The 11,682-nt window shown below is 65.4% G+C and carries 10 protein-coding genes and 1 pseudogene; 7 read left to right on the forward strand and 4 right to left on the reverse strand.

Annotation, left to right across the window (positions count from 1 at the left end; genetic code table 11):
• Positions 1-49: 49 nt before the first annotated feature.
• A complete protein-coding gene (locus tag AC2CJA_RS03470; RefSeq protein WP_484601151.1) occupies positions 50-742 on the reverse strand; it encodes an HAD family hydrolase in 693 nt (230 codons plus the stop codon).
• A 96-nt stretch (positions 743-838) separates the two neighbouring features.
• On the opposite strand from AC2CJA_RS03470, the gene AC2CJA_RS03475 reads away from it, so the two are divergent.
• Positions 839-1,612 carry an XRE family transcriptional regulator gene (locus tag AC2CJA_RS03475; RefSeq protein WP_484601152.1) on the forward strand — a complete coding sequence of 258 codons (774 nt, stop codon included), beginning with the start codon at positions 839-841 and terminating at the stop codon, positions 1,610-1,612.
• A complete protein-coding gene (locus tag AC2CJA_RS03480; RefSeq protein ID WP_484601153.1) occupies positions 1,599-2,066 on the forward strand; it encodes an NUDIX hydrolase in 468 nt (155 codons plus the stop codon). The genes AC2CJA_RS03475 and AC2CJA_RS03480 overlap by 14 nt, the downstream gene beginning before the upstream one ends.
• Here the strand turns inward: AC2CJA_RS03480 and AC2CJA_RS03485 are convergent.
• Positions 2,048-2,650 carry an HD domain-containing protein gene (locus AC2CJA_RS03485; RefSeq protein ID WP_484601154.1) on the reverse strand — a complete coding sequence of 201 codons (603 nt, stop codon included), beginning with the start codon at positions 2,648-2,650 and terminating at the stop codon, positions 2,048-2,050. The two genes, AC2CJA_RS03480 and AC2CJA_RS03485, sit on opposite strands and share 19 nt — an antisense overlap.
• A gap of 879 nt (positions 2,651-3,529) precedes the next feature.
• Between AC2CJA_RS03485 and AC2CJA_RS03490 the strand changes: the two genes are divergently transcribed.
• From AC2CJA_RS03490 to AC2CJA_RS03510, 5 genes are read left to right on the forward strand one after another with little or no spacing between them, the layout of a single operon-like run.
• On the forward strand, positions 3,530-5,326 hold the full coding sequence (locus AC2CJA_RS03490; RefSeq protein WP_484601155.1) for a hypothetical protein: 1,797 nt from the start codon (positions 3,530-3,532) through the stop codon (positions 5,324-5,326).
• Positions 5,326-7,476: a DEAD/DEAH box helicase family protein gene (locus tag AC2CJA_RS03495; RefSeq protein WP_484601156.1), complete on the forward strand. Its 2,151-nt coding sequence runs from the start codon at positions 5,326-5,328 to the stop codon at positions 7,474-7,476. The genes AC2CJA_RS03490 and AC2CJA_RS03495 overlap by 1 nt, the downstream gene beginning before the upstream one ends.
• 60 nt (positions 7,477-7,536) lie before the next feature.
• Positions 7,537-7,722, forward strand: a complete 186-nt coding sequence (locus tag AC2CJA_RS03500) for a hypothetical protein (protein ID WP_484601157.1) — start codon at positions 7,537-7,539, stop codon at positions 7,720-7,722.
• On the forward strand, positions 7,719-9,797 hold the full coding sequence (locus AC2CJA_RS03505; protein WP_484601158.1) for an AAA family ATPase: 2,079 nt from the start codon (positions 7,719-7,721) through the stop codon (positions 9,795-9,797). The genes AC2CJA_RS03500 and AC2CJA_RS03505 overlap by 4 nt, the downstream gene beginning before the upstream one ends.
• Positions 9,797-10,273: a DNA phosphorothioation-associated protein 4 gene (locus AC2CJA_RS03510; RefSeq protein WP_484601159.1), complete on the forward strand. Its 477-nt coding sequence runs from the start codon at positions 9,797-9,799 to the stop codon at positions 10,271-10,273. The genes AC2CJA_RS03505 and AC2CJA_RS03510 overlap by 1 nt, the downstream gene beginning before the upstream one ends.
• Positions 10,274-10,367: 94 nt before the next feature.
• Here AC2CJA_RS03510 and AC2CJA_RS03515 read toward each other — a convergent pair whose 3' ends face one another.
• Both AC2CJA_RS03515 and AC2CJA_RS03520 read right to left on the reverse strand, forming a co-directional pair.
• Positions 10,368-11,063: an ISAs1 family transposase gene (locus AC2CJA_RS03515; protein WP_484601160.1), complete on the reverse strand. Its 696-nt coding sequence runs from the start codon at positions 11,061-11,063 to the stop codon at positions 10,368-10,370.
• Between the two features lie 112 nt (positions 11,064-11,175).
• Positions 11,176-11,367, reverse strand: a pseudogene (locus tag AC2CJA_RS03520) (ISAs1 family transposase); the annotation flags it as partial.
• Positions 11,368-11,682: the final 315 nt, after the last annotated feature.

Here is an 11,682-nt window from a genome sequence, read left to right on the forward strand (position 1 = left end):
GACCGCGTCACCGCGTATCCGGACGCTCCGAGGACGTCCCGGGACGTTTTCAGCGCGCCGCGAAGGACTCCAGGATCCTCAGGAAGTCCGCGGTGTCCGACAGGTCGGGCAGTACGACGGACGCGCCGGCGGCGACCAGCTCCTCGGCGCTGTGGATGCCCGAGGCGACCGCGACGATCCCGGAACCCGTGGTGAGTGCGGACTCCACGTCCCGTGGCGTGTCACCCACCAGCACCACGGGCACGTCAGGGCGCACATCGCGAAGAAGGCGGGCGCGCTCCCGGGCGACGGCCACGAGGCCGGGGCGCTGGAGCGCGTCGGCACCGTAGGCTCCGACCGACAGGTCGAGCAGAGGGCCGAGGTCGAAGGCCGACAGCTTCACCCGGGCGTTGGCCGCGATGTTCCCGGTCAGGACCGACGACACCCAACCGTCCTGTACCGAGACGGTCTTGAGCGCGTCACGCACGCCCGGCAGAGCCGTCCCACGCCTGCGCAGCTCCTCAAGCCGCTCCTGGCCGGCGAGGGCGAGGGCGGCCTCGACGGCGGCCCAGTCCGGCTCGGGCAGACCCTCACGCAGGAACATCTCCCGCATGATCAGGCGGTCCGTGCGGCCCTCGGTCCGTGCCGGTCCGGTCGGCGGACGACCCGCCAGCGCCGAGAACGCGGCCGCGTAGATCTCCTTGCTCACCCCTGCGTTGTCGATGAGCGTGTGGTCGATGTCCCACAGGACGATGAGCTGCATTCCGCCAGGGTAAGCACCCGGGCGCGGCGCCGGCCTCGCAGGAACGTCCCATAACGTCCTTGCCCGATCACGCCCGCCTCGGCTTCCATGGACCCTGTGAACGAGCGACTTCACTCCGTACTCGCCCAGCGCGGCGTCCCGCCCGAGTCGCTCGCCGAAGCCTGCGGGGTGGACCCCAAGACCGTCAGCCGCTGGCTGGGCGGGCGCGTACCCCATCCACGGCACCGCTTCCGTGTCGCGCAGCACCTGCGGGTGGAGGAGACCTTCCTCTGGCCAGCCCCGCAACCCCGGACCGGCCGCCCCGCCGCCGGATCAGGCGCCGAACTCGTAGGCACCTACGCCAACCGCGCCAGCATTCCCCGCGAGATGTGGCTCTCACTGCTGCGGGAGGCCCGGAAGGAGATCGGCGTACTCGTCTTCTCCGGCACCTTCTTCGCCCAGTCCAACCCGCACGTCGCCAAGATGCTCGCCGAGCGCGCGGCCGACGGCGTCCGGGTCCGCCTGTGCTTCGGCGACCCGGCGGGCCGGGCGGTCGCCGTCCGGGGCCGGGAGGAAGGCATCGGCGACACCCTCGCCGCCAAGGTCCGCGCCTCCCTGACCTACTACCGCTCCCTGCTCTCCGAGGAGGGATGCGAGGTGCGGCTGCACGACACCACGCTCTACACATCGATGTTCCGTTACGACGACCACCTGCTGGTCAACCCGCACATCTGGGGCCAGCCGGCCAGCGCCAATCCTCTTCTCCACCTCCGAAGAGTCGACGCCGCCGGGTGGTTCGACAACTACGCTCAGAGCTTCGACGCCGTCTGGGCCGGTGCCCGGCCCTGGACGCCCGACCAGGAGGGGATGGCCGCCCATGGGCAGGACTGAGTACTACCACGACCCCGACGCCCCCAAGGCGAACACCCTCATCCCCGCCAGCAACCTGCTCGTCGCCGACGCGGACGGCGCCATCCTGCTCCAGCGTCGGCGCGACACCGGCCAGTGGGCCCTGCCCGGCGGCGCCCAGGACATCGGGGAGACGGCAGCGCAGTGCGCGGTGCGCGAATGCCTGGAGGAGACCGGCATCATCGCCGAGATCACCGGCTTCCTCGGCGTCTACACCAACCCGCACCACATCGTCGCCTACACCGACGGCGAGATCCGCCAGCAGTACGAGACCACCTGCATCGGCCGCCCCGTCGGCGGCGAACCCACGGTCAACGACGAGGCCGACGGCGTCCGCTTCGTTCCCCCGGCCGACCTGGACCGGTACGACATCCATCCCAGCATGCGCCGGCAGATCGGCGACTACCTCGCCGGCACCTACCCCCACCTGGACTGAGCATCCCCCATAGCCCCTTCGGGCATGGGAGGTACCCCCAGCGCCTCCTCCACCCGACCCACCGCGGCGAAGATCTCCGGCGCCGCCCGGCGGATGAACCGCCCCACCACACTGTCGTCCCCGTAGCGGCCCCGGATCTCGGCCACCCGCTCCTCGGCGGTGGTCCGCTCCCCGTCGGGCGTCGTCGTCATGTCGCAGTAGACCAGCGCGTCCACCAGTAACTGGTCCTCCAGTAACGGGAACTCCGCCTCCAGCACCTCCCGCAGCCCGCGCTCCTCGGCCTCCAGCAGCGCGAACGAGTGGTTCGCCACCAACCGCACCAACCGCTCGTCCGCACCATGCTCGTCACGCAGGAACCGAGCCCCGTCCAGCGGATGGAACCCCGTCACGGCCAGCCGCGGCGCGTACCCCACGTCGTGCAGCGTGGCAGCAGCAACGAGCAGGCTGGTGCTTTTGCCGAGCACCTGCCCGACTTCGGTCGCACGTTCTGACACTCCCTGGACGTGCGCCCATCGGCGTGGGAGTGCGGTGCTGAGTTCGGCTTCCGCTACCTGCGTTGCCCACTCTCCGATCAGTTCGTCCATGTCGGCTTTCTGCCCGTGGATGTTCCGTCCACCCCTTCAAATACGCTCATCAACTTGACTCCGTTGGGGATCTTGGGGTCCCGACGGGCAGTGTGATCAACGAGCACGCTCGGCTCTGTTCAAGGACCGATGCAGTTGCTGAGGTGCCCATTGTCGCTCCACGTCCGTTCTTGTGAGCAAGTCCCCTCTTTGACCGTGCAGATGGCGCGGGCGGGCAAACCGGGCGGTAGGACGGCGATGTGGGTGAGAGACCACCTGGACGGGCTGTGGTGTGACGAAGACTTCGCCGACTGGTACCTGGCAACGGCCGCCTGGACCTCTCGCCGCCCAGCCAGCCACCGCCTGTGTCCTGTAGTTCCTGCTTGGTCTACCGGACCTGCAGGCGGCCTGGTTGCCGCCCCCTGGCGGTCACGGCTCAGGAGTCGTGACGGCGAACAAAGCGGAGAACGTGAAGATCAACGAGCGGTAGATCAGCGGGATCGAAGGGTGGGAGGAAGAGAACGGAACGGTGGGTGTGACTGTCCCGCTGATGCTGAGAGGCCGCCACTGATCGGTAGGGCAGGCCGTCGGGCAGGCAGGCCAGGCGATCTGGAGGGGTGCTCGCTACATGGACGGGGCGTGAGGCTTCAGGAAGCCGCGCCCACCGTTCCGCCTCTGCTGCAGATCAAGAAACCATGGATGAGTTTAGGGCGTCCCCTGTACCGTCGAAGCGACACGCTGTCGCTGGTGTCCCAGGAGGGGGGAAGAGACACAGGGGTGTGCTGGAACGAACAACCCGATGACGCTTTTAACGTGCGGTGACCGGCAGTCCGGTCGCTCCGTGTGATGAGGCGCTGCTCCCAGCGTGCTGATCATCGTCCACCCCTACCTCTGAAGGCCATGAACGTATTCGACCGTTGGTACAAGGGGCTCAGCAACTTCGACCGGGACCTCGTCCTGCATCACTTCTACGCAGAGGATCCGGTTCCGCTAGGCGAGCTTGCTTCTCGGCATGCCCTTCTTCAGGAAACTGCGCGGCAGCGCCGAAATTTTCTCATGGAGAATTTCAACCGCAGTATCGAGGAGGATTCGATACTTCATGCCTGGATAGAGCGCGCGGAACTTGAATTGCGAAAACCTTGCCTCGTCAGTTCGTTTCTAGACCGCCACGCTTGGCTTGGCGAGAGTATTGGTGACAGGCTCACCGTCCTCCGCCTGTTCACCGGCATGCGCTGGCTGGATGCGACTATCTCCGCTTCCCCGACCGGACAGTGGATCTTCGCGGACGACCTGGAAGATTGTGGCGCCGCCACGGTGAGAGCCCTTGATCTTGATGTCGACGAGGTAATGAGCCTGTCGACAGCCTCCGCTCTCCTTGACGCACGTCAGGTGCCTGCCCCCAGTGATCTCGACACCCTACGTCAGTGGCTGATTCACTGCGGTCTTGACTGCGAGGGAAACCAGATCTCGTTGACTCGCTCCAAGCTCCAGCCGACTGAGACCGCTGTCGCCTCTGGCGAGCTGTCCGAGCTGGTCGAGCAGCTGTCCGCCCTCATCCTAGTAAATAAAAAAGGCGAGAGTATTCTTACTCTCGGTGACCTCCTTGGTGAGGCGGAGACGGTGGACGGGGAGCTTGGAGTGGTCTCCCGCATGCTTCGCGACACCGCCTTCACGGCGGACGAGGGCTGGGTTGTGCCGGATCGTTCCACCGATTCTGAGCGGCGTCGGGCAGTGCGAGGTGAAGGAACCTCGATGGATCAGAATGCTACGGAGGGTAATAGTTCTTCGAGTGTGATCGAGGAAGTCAGAAACAGGGAAGCAGAGGGTGACGAATCCATTCCGCCTGCAGGCATGCTGGCGGATGCCGACGAAGCGGGTCTGGAGGCATCGCCCGGAGACCTCATCGCGCAACTCCTCGAAGGCTGCGCTGAGGGCATGAGCACCTCGCTCATCGAGGGTGCGCTGGACGGAGTTGTGCCACAGGGAGAAGTGGCAGAAGCGCTCTTCACGGATGCGCGCTTCGCGATCACGGCCAGGGGAGCTTGGTGCCTCCAGAACGGTTCTGACACGACTGCCCCCTCCGCTGCAGCGATCTCGGCCCAGGGTCTTTCCTCCCGAGAAGAAGCGTCCGCCTCGACCACCGAGGCCGCCGGCGGCGTCGGCTCGCGCGGCGGGCTTCAGCGTGAGCGCGAGCGCCTCGACAAGGTGGAGGCTGCCTTGCGCGAGGCGGACATCCCGCTGACTACCGAGGAACTGAAGGAGCGCACGGGCGTCACCATCGGGATCCAGTATCTCCGGCAACAGATCGAAGGGGATGCCCGCTTCAGCCGGAGCCAGCGGAACCAGTGGGCGCTGACCGAGTGGCACCTCCCGGTGTACAAGCCGATCAAGGAACTGATCTCCGATATGGTCGATGCACACGGCGGCCAGGTTGAGGCAGACAAGGTCGTGGCGCTTCTCCGCCGAGACTTCGATATCAAGGAGTCCAGCCTGCGGGCCGCCATGTCCATTGCACCCTTCACTGCACGCGGAGGGATCGTCCGCCGTATAGGTGATGACCTGAACACTGGCTCCGAGGAAGCAACTGCCCCCGCAGCCAGCACCGCTGAGGCCGACGCGTCGGCCGAGCAGCAGCCCCACCCCGTCGAAGAGGCCCCCGACGTGGACGACCTCATGGACCATCTGGGGTTGATCTGATGGTGGCTTCCCTTTTCCTCCGCGACTGCGGCGCTGAGTCCGACTACCGCAGCGACCGTAACAACCTTGTCGAGGACTTCTACCTGCCTGCCCTCGCTGCCTCCACCGCCTATGACCGGGCCGTGGGCTACTTCGCTGCGTCCGTGATCGCCACGCTCGGGCAGGGAATCGACGAGTTCACCGCGCGCGGCGGCACTATGCGGATCATCGCCTCCCCCTACCTTGACCCTGTCGACATCAAGGACATTGAGGACGGCTACGAGCTGCGCGAAGTGCTCCAGCGTGCTGCCCTCCGCGACCTGGAGCAGGCGGTCGAGGACGCGCGGGCAGCCCGCGGCCTCGGCAAGCTCGGACGACTGGTCGCCGAGCACCGAGTCGATTTCAAGCTGGCCTATGTCGAAGAGCGTGGCCGCGTCGGCATATACCACGAGAAGATTGGTGTCTTCAGGGACGGCCGAGACGTCATCGCCTTCAAGGGCAGCGCCAACGAGACCCGCTCCGGCCTCGTCGGCAACTTCGAGGCGATCGAGGTCTACCGGAGCTGGGATCCGAGCGATGCACGCCGGGCCGCGCGCATAAGCAAGGACTTCGATGACCTCTGGGAAAACCGCACGCGGATGCTGCGCGTCATCCCGTTTACTGAGGCCGCCAAGGTGATCGTCGAGCGCAGCGCCCGGGCCACCGCCGACCAGTACGAGCTGGATGACCTCCCGACCTGCGGAACCCCCATCCGCACCACGCCGCTGCCTACTCCTGGCACGCTTGCGATCCCGCCCAGTCTGAAGGTTCGCGACTACCAGAAGGAAGCCGTCCAGAACTGGTTCCGCAACCACTGCCGAGGCATCCTCCGCATGGCCACAGGTACAGGCAAGACCCTCACCGCGCTCTCTGCTGCCTCTCAGCTCGGCACGCTCCTTCGGAAGAGCGATGCGTCCGCCTCACTCCTCACCGTCGTCGTGGCCCCGTACCAGCATCTAGTCGACCAATGGGCCAAGGACATCGAGTGGTTCGGCGTGACACCGTTGCGGGCCTACGAGGCGACCAGTAGATGGTCCCCGCGCGCTCACAGCTTGCTTCAGAACATCACCCTCGGCGGTACCCGAGGCGGTGTCATCGTCACCACCAACGCCACCTTTAGCGGCGATGCCTTCCAGAACCTGCTCAGCTCCTACCGGGGGCACCTTCTCCTCATCGCGGACGAGGCTCACAACCTCGGCGCCGCACACCTGCGTACCTGCCTCCCGGAGAAGGCCCAGTACCGCCTCGGTCTCTCCGCCACCCCGGAGCGCTGGTTCGATGAGGAGGGCACCGCCGCCCTCACCGACTACTTCGACCGAGTCGTCTTCGAGATGGGCATTGGCGAAGCCATCCGCCGCGGCGCTCTGTGTCGTTACACCTACACGCCCATCCTTGTGGAGCTGGACGACGAAGAAGCCGAGCTGTACGCAGAGACCAGTGCGAGGATCGCCCGCCTGATCGCGGCCGGCACAGACCTGAAGGAGACCGCCGACCGGGACAGCCCGCTCGGTCGACTTCTGAAGAAGCGCGCTGACATCATCGGCCATGCCCGCGGCAAGCTAGAGATCCTCCACGCGGAGATCGAAAGGCGCCGGGACACCAGCCACCAGCTGATCTACTGCGCCGAGGGCAAGCACCCCCTTCTCCACGAACATGGCACCGACGGCCCGCGCCAGATTGACCAGGTCATGGAGATAGTCGGCAACGAGCTGCACATGCCCGCTGCCCGCTACACCTCGGAGACCAAGCGCTCGGCCCGCCTGGACATCCTGCGCCGCTTTGAGAACAACGACCTCCAGGTCATCTCCTCCATGCGCTGCTTGGATGAAGGCGTGGACGTCCCGGCCTCCCGGACCGCCTACCTCCTGTCCAGTTCCTCCAACCCCCGCCAGTTCATTCAGCGCCGCGGCCGCGTCCTGCGCAAGGCACCCGGCAAGGAGCGGGCGGACATCATCGACTTCGTCGTCGTGCCGCCTGCGGGCGGGGACGCGATTCAGTACGAGACCGAACGCAGCCTGCTCCGTCGCGAGCTGGCTCGCGTCGAAGAATTCGCTCACCTCGCTGACAATGAAGGGGAAACGCTCAATGTCCTCCGCCCCGTGCGCGAGCACTACGGCATCTTCGACACCTGAGCCTTCATTGCAATTACCCTCATTCCTTTCGTACCTGCTACCTCGAACCAGGAGTAACTAGTGAGCGACGAAACAGCCGGCCAGCTTCCCGTACGAACGGTGCGCGACGTCCTGAACGAGCTGCCGCGGGAAGCCAAAATCCTCGTCCAGAAGGTCATCGACCTGGAGACCGAGAACATTCACATCAGGGAGACGACCAAGGTCGTCCCGAAGATCGTAGACGCCGTGAGGGAGCTGACCAAGTGAAGCTGCTCAAGCTGACGCTGAAGAACTTCCGCGCCTTCTACGGTGAGCAGTTCCTCGATCTTTCTGTAGAAGAGGGAAAGCCCGCCGTCCTCATCTTCGGTAACAACGGTGCCGGCAAGACTACCCTGCTCAACGCATTCGCCTGGGCTCTCTACGGCACTTTCTCGGAAGACGTGGAGCAACAGCATCGCGTCATTCACGACAAGGCATGGGCGGACACCGCGTTCGGGGAGGACGTCACGGCCTCGGTTCGGCTGGACTTCGAGCACGACGGGACCCGGTTCTCTGTGGTCCGGCAGGTTACTGTGACCAAGGAGAAGGCGGATCAGGAGCCCGTCGAGCCTGAGTTGACGGTCACGGAGGTCGGGACGGACGGCGAAGCCCAGAGCATCCTCAACGGACAGGACCGGATCGAGAAGATTCTGCCCAAGGGCCTGCGTCAGTTCTTCTTCTTCAACGGTGAGCGCATGGAGAAGATGTTCTCCGGCGACGTGAAGCGGGGAGGCGAAGGCAAGAACGAGGAGGTCCAGAAGGCCATCAAGACCCTTCTGGACTTGGAAGCCATCGAGCGTGCTCTGGAGGATCTTCCGAAGGTCTCCCGAAAGCTCGCCAGCGAGATCGATTCCAAGGAGGACAGCAGGCTGAAGCAGCTGTCCGAGCACATGGACCACCTCGCCATCCGCGAGAAGGAAGAGGTGGCAGAGATGCTGCGTCTCTCCGGCGAGATCAGCGCCTTCCAGAAGGAAGTTCAGTCCATTGACCGCGCCCTGCTCCAGAACAGGGAGGCGGAACCGCTCCAGAAGAAGCGGGACTCGCTGACCCGCCGGATCAAGGCTGCGCATGACCGGCACATTGAGTACAAGAGCCGAAAGCGCGAGCTGCTGTCGCGACACGGCTTCCTGGCTTTGACCAGCGGGATCGACACCAAGGTGATTGAGCTCGCAGACGAGATGCGAGAGCGCCGCCAGCTGCCCGCAGGTATCCAGCGCAGCTTCATCGAGGACATCCTCGAAGCCCAGCTGTGCATGTGTGGCCGTGAGGTCCGCGAGGGGACCCAGGAGTACGAGGAGCTGGACAAGCGTAAGTACAATGCCGGTCTCGAGGACGTCCAGGAGAGCTGGATGCGGGTCAGCGGCAAGATGAAGAACCTGGAGGAGAGGCGCCAGGAGATTCTGGAGCAGCTCACCCTCAACGCTTCCGACATCCAAAAGGCAGACGCCGAGATCAGCGAGCTGGAAGCAGAACGCTCCGATATCGATCGGCAGCTGGAGGGGGTGAACATCCAGGACGTTCAGCGCCTTATCGAGCGCCGGAAGAACTATGCCTCCAAGGAGACCGACGCCCGTGTCGCGCACAAGGAGGCTGAGAACAAGGTCACCTCGATCAGGCAGGAGGCAGAGTCCATAGGCCGTCAGTACCGGAGTGCTGAGGCCAAGAGCGAAAAGGCTCGAAAGGTTCAGAAGCAGGTCGAGCTCGTCGAGAAGGTGCGTGCCGCGCTGAAGGAGATCCTCGAAATTAAGACTGAGGAGGTCCGCGATCAACTCGACAAGAAGGTTAAGGAGGTATTCTCCCGGATCTTCATCAAGAGCTACGTACCCGAGCTGAACGACGACTTCGAGCTGGAGCTGCACACCGCGAGCGGAGTGGCCATCCGCTCCACCGGTGAGAACCAGATTCTCGGCCTCAGCTTCGTCGGCGCGGTCTCCGAGGTTGCCAGGAACATCAGTGCCCGGAAGAAGAGCAGGGGGGAGGTGACCATCGAGACCGGCAGCGGCGGTGTCTACCCGGTCGTCATGGATGCCCCCTTCGGCAGCCTCGACCTGACCTATCAGGAAGAGATCTCCAAGGCCCTGCCAGCGCTGACATCTCAGATCATTACCCTCCTCTCGCAGTCGCAGGCGCGGGGCAAGGTTCTGGAGAACCTCCAGCAGGCCGCCAATCAGATGTACGTACTGCGTTCTTACACGCCGAACCAGTCGGCGGGCGAAGAGACGATCGTGATCAACAACCGTGAGGTTCCGTACGTGTCACACGGTGACTTCGAGCACACTCTTCTGGAGAAGGTGACCTTCTGATGGCCTACACGGACCGATTCCGCCGGCCCCGCGCGCATGAGGACTTGCTCGGTAAGCTCACCGACAGAAAGACCGGGACGTTCGCGACCATGGTCGAGGCGATGATGTTCGCCGCGCTGCTCGGCCGCCGCCGAGGCGAGCGAAAGCCGTTCGACGAGGCCGATGAGCCGATCCGCCTCGCGCTCATGGAGAGCAGGGACTACGGGGAGGTGCTCCTCGACATGCTTGGAGCCGTCGAGTACCCCGACGACCCGAAGATCCTTAGCGCGGACCGCCAGCCTGAGCGGGTCCTCATCTTCGAGGAGTACGCGAACGCCGGCCTGTCCCACCTGCAGACTCTCATAAACCGTCAGTCCGACCAGGACCTTGACACGGTCATCTCGAACCTCGTCCTCGAAGGGCTTAGGAAGCCTCCGTTGGAAGAAGAGAAGGACGACGTTGGCGACATCCTCGCCAGCGCTGACCTGGACTGGTAAAGCCGCTACTTCAGGGCAGGGTTGGCAGCCGGAAGCCGTACGGCTGTCAACCCTGCCCCAGGGTCATTGAGAAGTGATCTTGTGTCCGGGTTCGTCATGCCAGCCCGAGGGCGGTGAGGGGTCGCAGGTGGTCACGGCCGGTGCGGCGGAGGGCGGCGGCGATGTTGGTGTGGCCGTCTTGGCGGTGGACGCCGACGGCGAGGTTGCGCAGGCCGGCCATGACGCGGGGCAGGTTGCGGGTGCGGATCTTCGAGGCGTCCTCACGGAAGGTGCGGTCGCGGACGTGGTGGAGCTGGTTCTCGATGAGCCAGTGCCCGCGGATCCAGGCTGCGAGGTCGCGGCCGTCGGCCGCGCCGGGCGGCAGGCTGGTGACCAGGTAGATCCGCTGGATCGAGAGCTTGCCCGTTCCCAGGTCCCGTCTCCAGCGGACGACCTGGAGGGCCTGGCGGGCGTGCGGGTAGTCGAGGTGGGCGAACGCGGCCGTCTTCAGACGGCGGACCTCGTCGCGGTGGTGGCCCCGGCCGCGGTCGTAGTGGTCCAGGCGGACGTCACGCCAGGGCAGGCGGCGGACCTTCTCGTGGAGAGCGGGGTGGTTCCGCTTGATCACGGCCAGGTAGTGGGCGCCGCGTTCGTGCAGGTAGATGGCGTGGTCGTGCTGGGTGTGCAAGGCGTCCGCGGTGATCACCGCGCCGGTCAGGTCGATGCGGTCGAGAAGTGGGGCGAAGGCCGGGATCTCGTTGCTCTTCCCGTCGACTTGCCGTTGGGCGAGGACCTGGCCGCTGTGGGTCATCGCAGCAATCAGAGCGGTGGCCGGCCGCTTGGCGGTACGAGAGCCGCGGAGTCAGGACGCGCTGCGGGGCGTCGGCGACCCACTCTCCGATCGCCGTGATCGATGCGGCGCCGGCCAGCACGGCGGCGGCCGCGGCGGTGAGCAGGGCCGCCCATGGGTGACGGATGCCGCGGCGGGCCCGCGGGTCCGGTACTGCGGCCAGATAATTCCGCAGGTCAGCGACCGCTTCCAGCGGGTCGGGGCTGGAGGCGTCCCCCAGTTGCCGGAGGTATGACGGCATGCGGGAGGATGGGTGCGCAGGCATGGACTCGCTCGGTGCTCATACGGACTCGCCACCCACATGATCACCAGCGGCCATGCCTGTTCTGCATCCAGGGTCTCTGTCGACAGAAGTCGACAAGCCGTCACAACCGGCGCTCAGCAGGCGAACCGCCCACCTCGAGACTTCTCAAAGACCTTGACCCTGCCCACCTCTGTGGAGCGTAGTAGTTGGTCTCGTGTTCGCGGGGTGGGATGTCTCCGATGATGTGAAGCAGCTGGTCATTGAACCAGTCGACCCACTCTGCGGTGGGGGGGGGGGGGGGGGGCGCGCGGGGCGGGGCCGCGGCGGCGGGCCCGC

The sequence above is a fragment of the Streptomyces sp. ATLC9 genome, assembly GCF_057196705.1.

Coding starts and splice junctions, on each gene's coding strand:
- AC2CJA_RS03470 (WP_484601151.1), bottom strand. CDS start 742: ATGCAGCTCATCGTCCTGTGGGACATCGACCACACGCTCATCGACAAC.
- AC2CJA_RS03480 (WP_484601153.1), top strand. CDS start 1,599: ATGGGCAGGACTGAGTACTACCACGACCCCGACGCCCCCAAGGCGAAC.
- AC2CJA_RS03485 (WP_484601154.1), bottom strand. CDS start 2,650: ATGGACGAACTGATCGGAGAGTGGGCAACGCAGGTAGCGGAAGCCGAA.
- AC2CJA_RS03490 (WP_484601155.1), top strand. CDS start 3,530: ATGAACGTATTCGACCGTTGGTACAAGGGGCTCAGCAACTTCGACCGG.
- AC2CJA_RS03495 (WP_484601156.1), top strand. CDS start 5,326: ATGGTGGCTTCCCTTTTCCTCCGCGACTGCGGCGCTGAGTCCGACTAC.
- AC2CJA_RS03510 (WP_484601159.1), top strand. CDS start 9,797: ATGGCCTACACGGACCGATTCCGCCGGCCCCGCGCGCATGAGGACTTG.
- AC2CJA_RS03515 (WP_484601160.1), bottom strand. CDS start 11,063: ATGACCCACAGCGGCCAGGTCCTCGCCCAACGGCAAGTCGACGGGAAG.